This is a genomic window from Caulobacter sp. FV2ps19, from assembly GCF_058681035.1.
Window position 1 is genome coordinate 2,236,135 of record NZ_CM178729.1, and the last position, 15,388, is coordinate 2,251,522.

Annotated in this window: 11 protein-coding genes, 1 tRNA gene and 4 pseudogenes; 11 read left to right on the forward strand and 5 right to left on the reverse strand. The window is 60.2% G+C overall.

What is annotated here, in order from left to right:
* Window positions 1–1,563 carry a polysaccharide biosynthesis protein HfsE gene (gene hfsE, locus ACW18B_RS10760; protein WP_492047040.1) on the reverse strand — a complete coding sequence of 521 codons (1,563 nt, stop codon included), beginning with the start codon at window positions 1,561–1,563 and terminating at the stop codon, window positions 1–3.
* A gap of 129 nt (window positions 1,564–1,692) precedes the next feature.
* Between hfsE and ACW18B_RS10765 the strand changes: the two genes are divergently transcribed.
* From ACW18B_RS10765 to ACW18B_RS10800, 8 genes and pseudogenes are all read left to right on the forward strand, one after another.
* Window positions 1,693–1,783: transfer RNA gene (locus tag ACW18B_RS10765), tRNA-Ser, on the forward strand.
* Between the two features lie 187 nt (window positions 1,784–1,970).
* Window positions 1,971–3,227 (forward strand): tyrosine-type recombinase/integrase, encoded by a 1,257-nt coding sequence (locus tag ACW18B_RS10770; protein WP_492047041.1) that lies wholly within the window; start codon window positions 1,971–1,973, stop codon window positions 3,225–3,227.
* A 176-nt stretch (window positions 3,228–3,403) separates the two neighbouring features.
* Window positions 3,404–4,693: a mannose-1-phosphate guanylyltransferase gene (locus tag ACW18B_RS10775; RefSeq protein ID WP_492047043.1), complete on the forward strand. Its 1,290-nt coding sequence runs from the start codon at window positions 3,404–3,406 to the stop codon at window positions 4,691–4,693.
* Between the two features lie 372 nt (window positions 4,694–5,065).
* A complete protein-coding gene (locus ACW18B_RS10780) occupies window positions 5,066–5,722 on the forward strand; it encodes an exopolysaccharide biosynthesis polyprenyl glycosylphosphotransferase (RefSeq protein ID WP_492047044.1) in 657 nt (218 codons plus the stop codon).
* A gap of 227 nt (window positions 5,723–5,949) precedes the next feature.
* Complete coding sequence (locus ACW18B_RS10785) at window positions 5,950–7,257, forward strand: UDP-glucose dehydrogenase family protein (protein ID WP_492047045.1); 1,308 nt, start codon at window positions 5,950–5,952, stop codon at window positions 7,255–7,257.
* Window positions 7,258–7,311: 54 nt separating this feature from the next.
* On the forward strand, window positions 7,312–8,553 hold the full coding sequence (locus tag ACW18B_RS10790; RefSeq protein ID WP_492047046.1) for a WcaI family glycosyltransferase: 1,242 nt from the start codon (window positions 7,312–7,314) through the stop codon (window positions 8,551–8,553).
* Window positions 8,550–9,383, forward strand: coding sequence for a glycosyltransferase family 2 protein (locus ACW18B_RS10795; protein WP_492047047.1), 834 nt, complete (start codon window positions 8,550–8,552; stop codon window positions 9,381–9,383). The genes ACW18B_RS10790 and ACW18B_RS10795 overlap by 4 nt, the downstream gene beginning before the upstream one ends.
* A gap of 691 nt (window positions 9,384–10,074) precedes the next feature.
* Window positions 10,075–10,200, forward strand: a pseudogene (locus tag ACW18B_RS10800) (transposase); the annotation flags it as partial.
* Between the two features lie 81 nt (window positions 10,201–10,281).
* On the opposite strand, the pseudogene ACW18B_RS10805 reads toward ACW18B_RS10800, so the two are convergent.
* Window positions 10,282–10,500, reverse strand: a pseudogene (locus ACW18B_RS10805) (transposase); the annotation flags it as partial.
* A 95-nt stretch (window positions 10,501–10,595) separates the two neighbouring features.
* On the opposite strand from ACW18B_RS10805, the gene ACW18B_RS10810 reads away from it, so the two are divergent.
* Window positions 10,596–11,030 carry an IS66 family transposase gene (locus tag ACW18B_RS10810; protein ID WP_492051682.1) on the forward strand — a complete coding sequence of 145 codons (435 nt, stop codon included), beginning with the start codon at window positions 10,596–10,598 and terminating at the stop codon, window positions 11,028–11,030.
* A 77-nt stretch (window positions 11,031–11,107) separates the two neighbouring features.
* On the opposite strand, the pseudogene ACW18B_RS10815 reads toward ACW18B_RS10810, so the two are convergent.
* Window positions 11,108–11,308: pseudogene (locus tag ACW18B_RS10815) on the reverse strand (ATP-binding protein); the annotation flags it as partial.
* Between ACW18B_RS10815 and ACW18B_RS10820 the strand changes: the two are divergent.
* Together ACW18B_RS10820 and ACW18B_RS10825 are read left to right on the forward strand one after the other, a co-directional pair.
* On the forward strand, window positions 11,288–11,641 hold the full coding sequence (locus ACW18B_RS10820) for a plasmid pRiA4b ORF-3 family protein (RefSeq protein WP_492047048.1): 354 nt from the start codon (window positions 11,288–11,290) through the stop codon (window positions 11,639–11,641). The pseudogene ACW18B_RS10815 and the gene ACW18B_RS10820 overlap by 21 nt on opposite strands.
* Window positions 11,642–11,733: 92 nt before the next feature.
* Window positions 11,734–12,105 (forward strand): annotated as a pseudogene (locus ACW18B_RS10825) (DDE-type integrase/transposase/recombinase); the annotation flags it as partial.
* A 91-nt stretch (window positions 12,106–12,196) separates the two neighbouring features.
* Here ACW18B_RS10825 and ACW18B_RS10830 read toward each other — a convergent pair.
* Both ACW18B_RS10830 and ACW18B_RS10835 read right to left on the reverse strand, forming a co-directional pair.
* Window positions 12,197–13,147, reverse strand: a complete 951-nt coding sequence (locus tag ACW18B_RS10830; RefSeq protein WP_492047049.1) for a UDP-glucuronic acid decarboxylase family protein — start codon at window positions 13,145–13,147, stop codon at window positions 12,197–12,199.
* 658 nt (window positions 13,148–13,805) lie between these two features.
* A complete protein-coding gene (locus ACW18B_RS10835) occupies window positions 13,806–14,999 on the reverse strand; it encodes a glycosyltransferase (protein ID WP_492047050.1) in 1,194 nt (397 codons plus the stop codon).
* Between the last annotated feature and the right edge of the window lie 389 nt (window positions 15,000–15,388).

Genomic DNA, 15,388 nt, shown 5'->3' on the forward strand with positions numbered 1-15,388 from the left:
CTAACGCACCGTAGACCGATCGCCGAGCAAGCAGGGAATGGTCATGGCGATGATGTAGACGTCCAGCCAGAAAGACTGCCGTTCGATATAGTCGACATCCAGGGCCACGCGTTCGCGGACAAGTTCCGGAGTGTCGACGGGGCCGCGCGAGCCGTTGATGGCCGCCCAGCCCGTGACGCCAGGCTTCATGCGGTGACGATGGGCATATTGCTCGACCAGCTTGGAAGATTCCACGTCGCCAGTCTTCATGCCGACGGCATGGGGGCGGGGACCGACAATCGACATCTCGCCCACCAGCACGTTGAAAAGCTGCGGCAGTTCGTCAAGGCTGGTCCTGCGGATGAATTTGCCAACCCGGGTGACCCGGTCGTCATTGGCGCTGATTTGGCGCGCCGCGCGGGCGTCGGCCATTTCATGACGCATGGAGCGGAACTTCCAGACCAGGATCTCTTCATTGTTGAAGCCGTGTCGGCGCTGGCGGAAGAAGATCGGCCCGGGACTGTCGAGGCGCACGGCGACCGCGACGATCGCCATGACCGGCGCGGCGATCACCAGGCCGCACAGGCACACCGCCAGATCTTGCAGCCGCTTGACGAAGGCCTTGCGTGCGTCGGTCGGTGAGCTGGTCAGGTCCGCAAGGGCGGCGTCGGCGATGCGGGACACGGCGGCGTCGCTATCGGCGTCGCGGCCCACATCGATGAACAGGCTTATCGGGTTGGGCAGAACCTCCAGCTTGTCGACCAGTTGCCGTACGCGGCCGCGGGCCTCGGAGGTGACGGCGATGATGATCCGATCCACATAAGGCATCACGCGGTGGTCGATCAGGGCCGAGGTATCGCCCAGAACCGGGACGCCCAGAACATTTTCGGGCGCGCGATCCAACCGATCGTCGAAAATCCCCAAGACATTGACATCGCCCGTGCGCATCGCCGCGGCGATCAGATGTTGCGCATTTGCTGTGGCGCCGACCACCACGACATTCGGGGTGAGCCGACCTTGGCGACGCCCGCGCGCGATCAAGCCCCACCAGAGTGCGTGCAGTCCCAGCATGAGCGGGGCGAGGCTCATAAACGCCAGGAGCGGCGAGGTCGCATCCGGAGGACCGGCCGGCCAGATCATGTTGATCGCCAGTACCGTCGTGGCAGCGGCGCCGGAGGCGGCCAGCACGCGCAAAAGATGGCGGGGCAGGGGCTCCCTACGCGCGAAGACGTAGGCCTCGAGCGCGCGCAAGGCCAAGAGCAGTACTACAGCGCCGGCTGATAGCGCCATCCCGGCGCGGGTGTTGAACGCAGTATCTGCCGAGCCGCGGGGTAGAAGCGCGAAGATGGCGACGCAGGCGGCTAGGGTGGCGGTCGCATCGATGGCGCGAAAGGCGCGCGCCAGTATTCTCGCCTCGATCCGGATTCGCGCCGGTGTCAGGTGTTCTGGACGAAACGGGCCGCGTCGGCCGCGAGACGGAGAAGCATGCGCCGGCCTCTTTGGGCGAGGCGTCGCCGCCTCAGCCTCAGAACCTCGGTTCGCTTCTATCGGCAGCTCAGGATCACGTGTGATGACGGGCGGCATGGGCTCTGAACCGGGAAAACTATGTAAAATCTAGCGCCGCCGTCTGAGCTTCGCGTTAACGCTGCGATTTTCCATTCTCGCTGATTGTCATGTCGCCACGAACAGGCTATCCAGCCGCTCCTCTCAGGAGGAGACGTGGCCGAGAGGCTGAAGGCACCGCTTTGCTAAAGCGGCATACCCCAAAAGGGTATCGAGGGTTCGAATCCCTCCGTCTCCGCCACCACCCCGATCCAGTGCTGTCCAAGCGTGTCCACCCCTGTCGGGGATGGCTTTGATTCATCACGCTTTTCTCTCAGATTCGTGTCTGGACGCGTCCAGATTCAGCCGCTCCTATCGCTCTGGTCGAAGGGGGTGGAAACGGGGGTTCGATCCCGTGTGGGTTGGATTGGGTGTTGGGAGAGGTTCTCATGGCCAAGCTAGTTGATCGACTCACAGCCATGACGGTGCGCCATCTTGCCGGCCCTGGTCGCTATCACGATGGCGGCGGCCTCTATCTTCAGGTCACCCCCAGCGGCGGCAAGTCGTGGATCTTCCGCTACGCCATCGATCGGCGAGAGCGGCAGATGGGGCTGGGCCCTATCGAGTTCGTTAGTCTGTCGCAGGCGCGAGAGCTGGCCCGTGAAGCGCGAAAGCAGCTTTATGAAGGGCACGACCCCATTGAAGTGCGGCCCAGTCGGCGCAGGGCGCGCAGGGCCGAGACCCCGAAAGAGGATCCGCCGACGGGTGTCACCTTCAGGGATGCAATGGTCGCCTATATCGACACCAATAAGGCGGCCTGGCGCAGCGACAAGCATGTTCAGCAGTGGCGCACCACGCTGGAGACCTACGCCGCGCCTCACTTTGGCGACAAGCCGCTGGCTGCCATCGAAACCGCCGATGTTCTGGCGGCCCTCAAGCCGATCTGGTTGACCAAGGCTGAAACCGCCAGTCGGCTACGAGGCCGGATCGAGGCCGTGCTGAGTTGGGGAACCGTCCAGGGTTTCCGGACGGGCGAAAACCCGGCGCGCTGGAACGGCCATCTGCAGATGATCCTCCCGGCCAAGTCCAGGGTCCGAAAGGTCAAGCATCACGCTGCGCTCGACTATGAGGCGTTGCCGGGTTTCATGGCGGATCTGCGTCTGCAGGCCGGCGTGGGCGTGCTGGCGCTGCGGTTCACCATCCTGACCGCCGCCCGCACGGGAGAGGTGCTCGGCGCCGACTGGAGTGAGATCGACCTGGAGCGCAAGGTCTGGATTGTTCCCGCGTCGCGGATGAAGGCGGGCCGGGAGCATCGCGTGCCGCTGAGCGAGGCGGCTATCGAGATCCTCGAGCATCAGCGCGAGGTCTGGGGCGAGGCCGAGGCGAGGCGTTACAGAAAGACAGTCGGGGAGGGGCAGGGGCCGATCGGTCCCGTGTTCACAGGCCTGCTGGCCGGCAAGGCGTTGAGCAACATGGCCATGCTGGCGGTGCTGCGGCGCATGGGCCGCAGCGATCTGACCAGTCACGGCTTTCGCAGCACCTTTCGGGACTGGGCGGCTGAGGTGACGCACTATCCCAGCGAATTGGTCGAGATGGCCCTGGCCCACACCATCGCCAACAAGGTCGAGGCCGCCTATCGCAGGGGAGATCTTTTCGAAAAGCGGCGGGGGCTCATGGAGGATTGGGCGAAGGCTGCAGGTTGCTGAGCTTTGCCCATGGCCAGGGGTGAACGCTTCCGCGCTGCCCTTGAAGGAAAGCCCGAGCTAGCTTTCAGATCGGACGATGGAGAGTTCATCATCGAGGTTCTGCGCCGTGCATGATTGCAACTCCCGTGTTACGCGGGGTTCAAGGCCCTCTGCGGGGCTAGAACCTTGAGGGCTTTGTGACGACGATCTATCCGGTGATCCTGTGCGGTGGTTCTGGCACGCGTCTTTGGCCCGCCTCGCGGGCTGACCAGCCCAAACAGTTTCTGAAACTGATCGGGGACTATTCCAGCTTTCAGGACACCGTGCTGCGCGTGGCCACCTTGCCCGGTCGGGCCGAGATCGTCGTCGTCACTGGTGGCGACATGGTCGACTTCGTGCTCGCGCAGACCGCGGAGATCGGTGTTCCGGTCACCGTTCTGGTCGAACCTGAAGCCCGCAATTCCGCGCCTGCGGTCGCCGCGGCGGCGGCCTATGTGCAGTCGCGTGATCCTGAAGGTGTCGTCCTCATGCTGGCCGCCGACCACTATATTGGTGAGCCCGAGATTTTTGGTGAAGCAGTCGTGATCGCCGCCAGGGCCGCCGCTGAGGACTGGATTGTCACCTTTGGCGTGAAACCGACAGCTCCGGCCACCGGGTTTGGCTACATTCGGCCGGGTGAGGCGCTGCTGAACGGCGTCATGGGCGTGGCCGCCTTCATCGAGAAGCCCGACCGCGTTACGGCCGAAGGTTACGTCGTAGATGGCTATCTGTGGAACAGCGGCAATTTCGCTTTCAAGGCCGACATGCTGCTAGGCGAGCTGGATGCCTTTGAGCCCAGCATCTCCGACGCCGCACGCGCCTGTATCGCCGCCCTGACGATCGAAGGCGGTGTCGCTCTGCTGGATAAGGCCGCCTTCTCCGGTGCCGCCAAGATCTCGCTCGATTATGCGGTGATGGAGCGCACCAAGAAGGCCGCCGTAGTCCCCGCAGCCTTTTCCTGGTCCGACCTTGGGGCGTGGGACACCATCTGGGACGCCTCTCCCAAGGCCGAAGGCGACAATGCCGTTTCTGGCGACGTCACCTTGATCGACTGCGAGCGCGTCCTGGTCCGCTCGACCGGTCCCTTCGTCGCCGTCATTGGTCTTGAAGACATCGTTGTGGATGCAGAGCCCGACGCTGTACTGGTCTGCCACCGCGACGCCAGCCAGTCGGTCAAGACCCTAGTCGACGACCTACAGCGCAAGGGCCGCTCAATCGCTAGCGGTCGCGAGCGCGAAGGGGATGTGCGGCGTGTGTTGAGCCTTACCGCCGGCGTCCAGATTGAGCAGTGGAGATTGAAGGCTGGGGAAACTGCAGAGCTGCCTATCGGTTCGGTTCAGGTGCTGGAGGGCGTGGTCGAGGGCGTGAGCGTGCTGGCGACGCTTGAGTTCGTTAGGTCGGTTCAAGCGACGACCGCCGCAACATTGCTTATCACGCGACGGCTCTAAACCGCCGGCTGGCGCCCTTCATGTGCCTTGTTCGTTGCGGCGAAGCCGGCCCCGGGGACGGCGGATGAGCGGGCCTCGAGAAGGATAGACCATCCGCGGATCCATTTCGATTAGGCCTCCACTGCAGCGGCCCTGCTTCTCTGTTTCGGTCATTCCCGCAAGGTCATCAGTCAAGCCCGCGCTGTGAGCAGCGCAACCCTGGGGAGACTCCGGCGGCCGGTTTGCCGAATTCGTCATCGAGTGGGGCATTTTCCGTCAGCGTTTTGTGACATCGCGCACATTTTCCGCCGCATGGTTGTGGCGTAGGGTGGTGTTTGGTAAAGGCTTCGTTAAGTCTCGCGGGGCTTGTTTCATGCGAAATATGGTGGGGACATGGTTAGCGTCGCTTCTAATCCGCCAGCGGATCTATCGCTTGTGGGTAAAATCATGCCGCGCGTAGCGTTGGATCCTTATAAGCGGGCATTCGACATTATTGTCGCCGCGGTCATGCTCGTTTTTTTTGCGCCGCTGTTATTGCTGGTTGCATGGCTAATCCATCTGGAATCACCGGGTCCGATCCTGTTCCGACAGGCTCGAGGCGGGCTGAATGGCCGGGTCTTCACGATCTACAAATTCCGTTCGATGCGCTGCCAGGAGAATGGCGCGAGCGTCGTGCAAGCCTTGCGTGATGATGATCGCATTACTCGGATCGGACGATTCATCCGTAAAGCGAGTGTCGACGAGTTGCCGCAATTGTTGAACGTTTTGAAGGGCGATATGTCCCTCGTGGGGCCTCGGCCTCATGCGCAGGCCCATGATGCCCAGTATGGTGCGCTAATTCCGAGCTATCAGCTACGATCCCAGGCCCGACCGGGCCTGACGGGTTTTGCTCAGATCAAAGGGCTCCGTGGCGGAACGAGTGATGTTGCGGCCATGGCCGAACGGGTCAAGATCGACGTCGAATATATCGAAACTTGGTCTTTTGGCCGAGATATTAAGATTATGCTTCTGACTGTCCCACACCTGATAATGGCGGAAAACGCTTATTAGCCGCGTCAAATATTTCGAGCGCAGGCTAGTGGTCTGTTTCTACACGTGGGTCGAGATGTGGAGTGTTCAGGCGCTTGTACTGCGCTCATCTGTGGTGCGGGAGCTTTCTCTAGACTGAAAAATGGTTAATGAAAGTTCCTAGTTGCATTAACTTAGTCTTTGAGTGATTGACTGTCTGAACTGATTTGTCCCGCCAGTTTGGGCGGGGGCGCACCGATGGGGGATTTATGCGCGTAGCGATGATTGGCACGGGTTATGTGGGCCTGGTGTCCGGGGCGTGTTTCGCCGATTTCGGTCACGTGGTGACCTGCATCGACAAGGATCCGAGCAAGATCCTGCGTCTGGAGCAGGGCGAGATCCCGATCTTCGAGCCGGGGCTCGATGACCTGGTCGCCCGCAACGTTCGCGAAGGCCGGTTGTTCTTCACCCTCGAAGGCGCCCAGGCGATCAAGGAGGCCGACGCGGTGTTCATCGCCGTCGGCACCCCGACCCGCCGCGGCGACGGCCATGCCGACCTGTCCTATGTCTATGCCGCCGCAGAGGAGATCGCCGGCCTGATCGACGGCTTCACCGTCATCGTCACCAAGTCGACCGTGCCGGTCGGCACCGGCGACGAGGTCGAGGCGATCATCCAGCGCGTGCGGCCCGACGCCCAGTTCGCCGTGGTGTCGAATCCCGAGTTCCTGCGCGAAGGCGCAGCCATCGAGGACTTCAAGCGTCCCGACCGCGTGGTGGTCGGCACCGAGGACGAGCGCGCCCAGGCGGTGATGCGCGAGCTCTATCGCCCGCTGAGCCTGAACGAGACGCCGATCGTGTTCACCGGTCGCAAGACCAGTGAGCTGATCAAGTACGCGGCCAACGCGTTCCTGGCGATGAAGATCACCTTCATCAACGAGATGGCCGACCTCTGCGAGAAGGTCGGGGCCGACGTCCAGCAGGTGGCCAAGGGCATCGGCCTGGACAAGCGTATCGGCGGCAAGTTCCTCAACGCCGGTCCCGGCTATGGCGGATCGTGCTTCCCGAAGGACACCATCGCCCTCGTTCGCACCGCCCAGCAATACGGCGCGCCGGTCAAGCTGATCGAGACCACGGTGGCCGTGAACGACGCCCGCAAGAAGGCGATGGCGACCAAGGTCGCCGACGCCATCGGCACGACCGACCTGACCGGCAAGACGATCGGCGTGCTGGGTGTGACCTTCAAACCCAACACCGACGACATGCGCGACGCCCCCAGCCTCGACATCCTGCCGGCGCTGCAGGCCATGGGCGCGACGGTTCAGGCCTACGATCCGGAAGGCGCCAAGGAGGCGGCCCACATGCTGCCGGGCGTGGAGTTCAAGGCCGGGCCATATGAGGCCGCTCAGGGCGCCGACGCCCTGGTGATCCTGACCGAATGGGACCAGTTCCGGGCTCTGGATCTGGAGCGCCTGAAGACGGCCATGGCCGCGCCAGTCGTCGTCGATCTGCGCAATGTCTACAAGCCTAGCGAGATGGTCAAACACGGCTTTACTTACGCGTCGATCGGCAGGGCGTAGCCGCGGATGGTGAACCTAGAGGCCCCGGTCTCGAGAGGCGCGTCGACAAGAGCTTTGCGCGTTCTGATCGTCGCTTTGAATTATGCGCCGGATCTGGTGGGGTGCGCGAAGTACACGACAGAATTGGCTGAAGCCCTTGTGGCGCGCGGCCATCAAGTGGAGGTCGTGACCGCTCCGCCCTACTATCCCGACTGGGTTATCGGCGATGGGTATTCAGGTGCGCGGTGGAGCAAGGAGGCAATTGGTGGTGTTATCGTACACCGGGCTCCGCTCTACATTCCCGCGCGACCATCGGGTGTAAAACGATTGCTCCACTTGGCGTCGTTCGGCCTCAGCGCCTTGCCGACCGCCATTGCAGTGGCGCGAAGGTTTCGGCCTGACCTCGTCTTCTCCATTGCGCCCGCCCTAACCTCGACCGGCGCCGCGCTTGCAGCTGCAGCGTCGGCAAAGGCCGTCAGTTGGTTGCACGTTCAGGATTTCGAAGTCGACGCGGCTTTTGATCTAGGCCTTCTAAAAGGGCCTCTGGCGCGGCGAATAGCACTGAATTTCGAACGGCTTATATTTGGTGGCTTCGATCGGGTTTCTAGCATTTCGCCAGCCATGGTTCGATTGCTGGGCGACAAAGGTGTGGAACGCGCCATTGAGCTGCGCAACTGGGTCGATGTCGACACCACCCGCGTATTCCCAAGTTCCAATACTGATTTTCGGCGAACGCTCGGGCTCGATCCAGCGCGAGTTGTGGCGCTCTATTCGGGCAATATGGCCGGCAAGCAAGGGCTGGAGGCTCTTGCCGAGGTGGCGGTTCAGCTCAAGAAAGCAAACGCGCCTGTAACCCTACTGCTTTGCGGGGCCGGACCGGGAAGAGCGGATCTGGAAGCCTCTTGCGTAGGCCTAGACAACGTTCGTTTCCTGCCGCTCCAGCCGCTCGATCGTCTCCCGGAACTTCTCGGCACCGCTGATATCCATCTCCTGCCCCAGAGGCCGGAGGCGGCTGACTTGGTCTTGCCGTCCAAGCTGGCCGGCATGCTAGCTTCCGGCCGCCCTGTGGTCGCAATGGCTATGCCTGGCACGGCGTTGGCCTCGGAAGTCGAGGGCTGCGGCATGGTCGTTCAGCCCGATGCCGACAGCATGGCCACGGCCATACTGACCTTGGCGTCTGATGGTGACCGGCGCCGGAAGCTGGGGTTGGTCGCACGGGAACGCGCCGAAACGCGATGGCGGAAGAGCGCCATCATCGACGCCTTCGAGATTGAGATCAAAGACCTAACTGCAAAGCCTGGCGGGAAAATCGCATGACCGGATCCAAAGACATTGCGGTCGTATTGCTGACCTTCAATTCCGAAAAATCCATTGCCCGCACTCTACGTTCGGTGAAGGCGCTGTCGGACGAGATCCATGTGGTGGACTCGTTTAGTACAGATCGCACCCTAGAGATCTGTGAGGCGTATGGCTGCAAGATCGTGCAGCGACCGTTCCTGAACTATTCAGACCAGCGCAACTGGGCGATCGACAACCTCCCGATCGAAGCTCCCTGGCAGCTTCACGTTGACGCCGACGAAGAACTGGAGCCGGACCTTAGATCGCTCATTTCCAAAATCGATCTGCGGGCATCCAAATTTGACGGTTTCCTGATTGGCCGGAAGATCGTCTTCATGGGGAAGGTCTTGCGCTTTGGCGGCATCAACAAGACTTGGCATTGTCGGCTATTTCGAGCGGGCTTTGGGCGCTGCGAAGACCGACTTTACGATCAGCACTTCCTGTGCACTGGAGAGGTCACTCTGCTGAAGGGCTTTATGCTGGATCATCAAGAAGACACCTTGGCTGAGTGGACGCGACGGCATAACCGCTGGTCAGATATGGAAAGCGAGGAGATCGAAAGCGCGGCCGCCTCCGGTCCGCAAATCGTTCCTGACCTCCAAGGATCTGAAATACAAAAGAAGAGATACTATAAGGGACTATACTATCGGGCCCCGTTGTTCTGGCGGGCGATCGCATACTTCATTTACAGATATGTTTTAAAGCTCGGCATGCTTGATGGTGTGCGGGGGTTTATTTATCACAGCCTACAAGGTTTGTGGTTTAGGCTTTTGGTTGATGCAAAAATATACGAGCGTAGGTTGTCCTGAGTAAAGCTCTCGCCAGTTAGGCATACGTGAAAGCTTCCCCTCTGGTGAGGGCTGACCTCACTGGAGGGGTACCGCTCGCGGCAGGTTGCCAGCGGTAGTCTCGCCGATCGCCCGTTCTTGGACCAGCGGATTGACGGCTAATCGAGATCGAGCGGTGGGTTAACGGCTAGCATGCAGGGCGGCCCCTGGCGGAGCGCCTCTTGGTCGCCGAGATGGAGATTCGGACTCGCGAGCAGCGCCCCCCAGGTTGGCACAACCCACCACGAGCTCTCAACTACATGCTCAAGCGCTGAGCGGCTTCACGCACTCCGTCGAAACTAATCGTATCTGCCTGAGCCACAACGTAACCGGCGCGAGAACCCCACGGCGGTATGAGCCCTGGCTTATTTTGCGAAGGCCAGATCTTCGCTGAGCGCGCGCCGAGTGGCGCATGCGATCTTGATGGCGATAACGACGTCAGGGATCACGCGCCAAGTGTCAGCGACGGCTTGACGCGGCACGTTGGGCGGCAGCTCACCGTAGATCGGCGTTCCATCCGGCTCGGTGCAGTTGCTGAGTATGGTCGCCAGCAGGCCTGCGGTCTCGGTATCCCTCCGGTGAGGGCCGCCTTGTCGGCCTGAGGTGGTTGGCGATGCTTGGCTCTTAAGTCTGGTCATATGGCCGGTCGTATGAGCGGGCGTAAGAGCGCTGGATGAGCCAGATCACGTTGTTGACCGGCGAGCGCCGCCGGACGTGGACCGATGAGCAGAAGCTGGCGATTCTGGACGAGGCGTTCGGGGGTAGCGCCGTCGTGGCCGAGGTCGCGCGACGCCATGAGATTTCGACGGGCTTGCTCTACACTTGGCGGCGCAACGTCTTGGCCGCGCGGGACGAGAGCGGCTTTGTCCCGGCGGTTGTCGTCGATAGTGGCGCGGCCCCTGGTCCGGCTGGGAGCCTGGATCCAGCCATCGTCGTTGAGCTGCCACTTATAGATCAGGCTGGTCGCCACCTCGTACTTCCGCGCCACGTCGGCCACCACGGCGCCAGGCGAGAACGCGGCCATCAGGATCTCGCGCTGTTCGCTCACGCTCCACCGCCGACGCCGCTCGGGGCCCGAGATCAACGTCACATGGGCCATGCTGCACAGCTATGAGCGCTCATAAGGTCTCCTTACGAGCGCAGCATCCCGGCTAGGCTCCCCCTCAGCAAGGCGGCCCACGGCGGAGGGGTACCATCGAGACCGCCGAACGCAAGAAGGCCCGAGGCGAGAAGCCCAAGGCTGTCTACCCCAAGGCCCTGGAGGCGGTGCGCCTGATCGACGCCCTGTTCGCCGTCGAGCGGCAGATCAATGGCGCGAGCCCAGACGAGCGCCTGGCCGTCCGCCGCCAGCAAAGCGCCCCGATCATCGCCGAGTTGGAAGCCTGGATGGACGAGACCCGCCAGCAGCTCACCAGCAGCCATCACATCGTCAAGGCAATCAACTATCTGAAGCGCCGCTGGCCTTCGTTCACCCGCTTCCAGGACGACGGTCGCGTCTGCCTCAGCAACAACGCTGTCAAACGGCACGCAATCGGGCCCCCCTATCGGCGCCAAATGGGGACCCCCTTTCCGAGTTCGAGCGGCGATGCGCGTAGCTCTCAGCCAGCGCAGAGCATCGCCGCGGGGTGAGCCACTGATCGATCAGCTGCCCGGAGGGGGGTCTGGGGGGAGGTTGAACAAGTTGTGGATGAAGCGGGGCGTGCCGGTCAGGCGCGGTTCCTGAGCCGCCAGCTGTCGTTGCCGGTCTCGACGATGTCGCAGTGGTGGGTCAGGCGGTCGAGCAGCGCCGTGGTCATCTTGGCGTCGCCGAAGACCGTGGGCCATTCTCCGAAGGTCAGGTTGGTGGTGATGATCACCGAGGTGCGCTCGTAAAGCTTGCTGACCAGGTGGAACAGGCGCTGGCCCAGACAGGCGCCAAGCGGTTCACCTACCTCTACGACTTCGGAGATGGTTGGAGCCACACGGTCAAGCTCGATCGGTTCGAGACCCTTCCAGCCGGCCTCGACGCGACGTTCCTGGCCTACGCCAAGGGGCCATGTCCGCCGGAAGACTGCGGCGGGCCGTTCGGCTACGCCGATCTCGTCCAAGCCTACACTGACCCCGCTCACGAGAGCCATCTCGACGCCCTCGACATCCTCGGGACGAGGTTCAATCCGATCGCAGACCCCACCACGGATCGATACGACGCAATCCAACGCCTCGTCGGAAGTTGGGCTCGCAAGCCGCGCGTATCTCGCTGACCGCAGTACTCACCGGATGGGTACCGGTCTCGAGCGTCTCGAACAAGAACTTCCATTGAGGGATATTCAGTTTTAGCGCGCCGTAGAAGCCCCAGATCGCCTTGGACGCCCTGACCATGGCCATCGAGCGCCAAAAACCCGCGCCAGGGCATGTTCATCACTCCGATCGCGGCATTCAAGGCGGCCGAGACCTACCGTTCAGCCCTGGCCCGGTCAGGGATCACCCCGTCCATGAGCCGCAAGGGCGACTGCTGGGACAACGCGCCAATGGAAAGCTTGTTGGCTTCGCCGGCCTGTGGCTCCACACCCTCAAGACAGAACGGGTCCATCATCGGATCTACGCCACCCGCGCCGAGGCCCGGCGCGATCTGTTCGGCTATATCGAGGGCTTCTACAATTCACGTCGCCTGCATTCGGCTCTGGGCTATATCAGCCCAGCCGAGATGGAACGCAGAGCGGCTTAACCCCGTCCACTTTCTCGGGGGAAGATCAGTCTTCACTGAATAACCCCAGGCAGCCGCTGCGTAGCCCAGAACTACGCAGCGTGAGCCCGACTTAGTCTGCTCGGCTCTTCAACAGCTCGTCGAAGTACGAGATAGTCTTCGAGAGACCCTCATCCAAAGCGACCGTTGGTTCCCAGCTCAGTAGTGCCTTGGCTTTTGTAATGTCCGGTTTCCGTTGCCGGGGATCGTCAGCAGGTAATGGCCGATGAACGAGCTTGGATTTAGATCCTGTGAGCTCGACCACCTTTTGTGCCAGCGCCTTCATGGTAAACTCCCCAGGATTTCCTAGATTTATCGGCCCAGTGACCGAGTCGTCCGTGGCCATCAATCTTAGGAAGCCCTCAACCAAATCATCTACGAAGCAAAATGATCGGGTCTGATCACCATCTCCATACAATGTGATATCATCGCCTTTTAGGGCCTGAACTATAAAATTCGACACCACTCGACCGTCGTTCGGGTGCATACGCGGCCCGTAAGTATTGAATATGCGCGCGACTTTGATCTGCAACCCGTGCTGCCGATGATAATCAAAGAACAGAGTTTCTGCACATCGCTTTCCCTCATCATAGCACGATCGGATGCCGATGGGGTTAACATTCCCCCAATACTCCTCCGGCTGGGGGTGAACAGAGGGATCGCCATAAACTTCGCTAGTGGAAGCTTGAAAAATTTTGGCTTTACGCCTTTTGGCTAAGCCAAGCATATTAATCGCGCCATGCACGCTAGTCTTCGTTGTTTGAACTGGGTCGTATTGATAGTGCACGGGGGAGGCAGGGCAGGCCAAATTATAGATTTCGTCAACCTCTGCAAACAGTGGAAATGTAACGTCGTGACGCATAAGTTCAAAAGCTGGATTGCTTAGTAGGTGAGCTACGTTGCGACGGCTTCCTGTATAATAATTATCCACGCACAATACTTCATTGCCCCTCTCGAGGAGCCGTTCGCACAGGTGCGAACCCACAAAGCCTGCGCCTCCGGTGACCAAAATTCTCTTAGACATACTCGCCCCGCTCAAGGTTCTAACGGGGCGTCAGCCCCAACGGATTTCGATCTGATCGTTCGCTGCCTAATAATCCGGGCAGGATTGCCGGCATAAACAGTCCACGGATCAAGACTCTTAGCAGCTACGCCACGTGCGCCCAATACAGATCCTTCGCCGACAACAACACCAGGGCCGACAAAAGCTTCTGCAGCAATCCAAGCCCAAGATTCAATCGTTATCGGACGGGCCTGCAATTGAAAATGCGGGTCGTCTATATCATGCGTACCTGCGCATAAGTGAGCTCGCTGCGAGACCAAAGCGTGCGGCATTAGCGTAATCGGTGCCATGCAATAGCAAGTGACGCCAGCTCCCATAGTCGAAAAAGGACCCATCTCAAGATTTGCTGGGTACCAGACATCGACGCCGGGGTAGACCTTTGCTTTTCGATCTATTCTCGCGCCGAATGAACGCAAAAGGAACCGCCTCCAAGCATGAAAGGGCACTGGCGTCCAACGTCCAGAGACACTCCACACGATTTGCCACAACGCTCTATATGCTCGGTGCCGAATGGGGAAGCTGGGCCCGCCTTCCGAAGGGCGCGTGTCCTCCGCATTGAGAATGTCGCCCCCCACCTCAGTGAACGACCTACTTACCCTACCTTTCGACATTGAGACCTTCATATCCAAGTCTTCATCCGCTCGACTAATCCGGGACCCGTAGTCTTCACATCGAACTTACTAAGAAAGAGGCTAGAAGCGTTCTTTGATAACCTCTCACGGTCGCGCGCTTCTAGCGAGGTCCACTTGTGAAGAAGTTCCTCCACGCCTTGCAGCGTGTCATTGGCGACAAATCCCGCTTCAGCAGCCTGTACCTCACGCCAAATATTAACTTTATTGCTGATCAATACGGGGACCGCGCACGCTAGGCTTTCCGCGACGACGATTCCGAAATTCTCTTGATGCGACGGTAAAATAAACGCGCTGGCACCATGAAGCGCACTTAGCTTTTCTGCTCCCTGGAGCATTCCTGGCCAATGAATTCTTTCACCAACCCCGAGGTCTTTGGCGAGCTGCTGCAAGCCAGCTACCGATCCACTTTCATCAGGACCCGCTACCACGAGCTGCAGATCAGGATCCTGAGTAACGATCTTGGCGAAAGCTTTGACCAATAGGTCGCAGCCCTTCTTGGGGTGGATGCGACTCATGAATAGGATGTAAGGGCGATCGCGAAGCGTCGGAATGAAATGTGAAAGGGGTTTCAGAGATAGATTTTCCCCTTCTTGAGGGCGCGCAGTTCCGTAAGGTACGACCTCCTCCTTATAGGGGTGGCAAAGAAACACGCTACGAGCTGATATCTTTTCCTCTTCGCTTGTAAAAAGTACGCGTTGCGCCTTGGCCAAGAGACGTCCCTCTCCAATAAGCCAGGAAACTTGCTTCCCAAAATGCTTAAGTGGATAGGACCGTTTGAACCAGGGATCCATCATCCCATGAGGAAAGACAAAGTAAGGCGTGTCTGAATTCGGGAGAACTCTTGAAGCACCGAAGCTAGCGTAGTTCCATAATCCGTTTACGATAATTGCGTCATAGTTCTTTGAATGCCGCTGGAGCCAGGGAACAAACTCCGGCGCATAGCCATATCGCTTCAAAAAACCATGGCGCTGCGCCTTGCTGCCGAGCGCATGGACTCGCAACGGAAAGTTGCTCAGGTGTTCCGCATCGCTCGGGTCGAGACATAAAATCTCGCGAGTAACCTGCGATGCAGTCACCTCCGCTTGTCTAAGAATGCCTTCAATCGGGCCGCCACCAACGGGATTAACGGATCGAATAATGTGGAGCAGCTTTAATGGAGGCATTTTCGAGGTGTTATGCATCACAGAGTTCCGCCCCACGCTGGTCGCTGGAGGGTTTTGCTACGGTCGTTAAACGTGCAGGTCGCCCCTCCACTGCTGCCTCGCTGTCGAGGGCCCACTGAGTCCATAAAGCCCCACGCATTCCAGTAAGCGCTTCCAAGCTTGTCACCGGGAGTATCCTTTCGGCAGGTACAGTTTGAGGATCCGCGCGGCCCCACGCTTGCAGTTTAAGGGGGGAGCTGTCGCGCTCCCTGAGCGACTCCGGATCAACGACCGCAGCACTGCCAACTTGTAGCTCAGCCCCGCTACTCGCCCCGCGTAAATGATGCTCAATCTGGCGGGGGAGTCGCCGCTCAATAATCGCGCCTGTTCGGCCGGCCATGTGGCCGCCCCCTCTGTACCTGAACAAG

Coding starts and splice junctions, on each gene's coding strand:
- hfsE (WP_492047040.1), bottom strand. CDS start 1,563: ATGCCGCCCGTCATCACACGTGATCCTGAGCTGCCGATAGAAGCGAAC.
- ACW18B_RS10770 (WP_492047041.1), top strand. CDS start 1,971: ATGGCCAAGCTAGTTGATCGACTCACAGCCATGACGGTGCGCCATCTT.
- ACW18B_RS10780 (WP_492047044.1), top strand. CDS start 5,066: ATGGTTAGCGTCGCTTCTAATCCGCCAGCGGATCTATCGCTTGTGGGT.
- ACW18B_RS10785 (WP_492047045.1), top strand. CDS start 5,950: ATGCGCGTAGCGATGATTGGCACGGGTTATGTGGGCCTGGTGTCCGGG.
- ACW18B_RS10795 (WP_492047047.1), top strand. CDS start 8,550: ATGACCGGATCCAAAGACATTGCGGTCGTATTGCTGACCTTCAATTCC.
- ACW18B_RS10830 (WP_492047049.1), bottom strand. CDS start 13,147: ATGTCTAAGAGAATTTTGGTCACCGGAGGCGCAGGCTTTGTGGGTTCG.
- ACW18B_RS10835 (WP_492047050.1), bottom strand. CDS start 14,999: ATGCATAACACCTCGAAAATGCCTCCATTAAAGCTGCTCCACATTATT.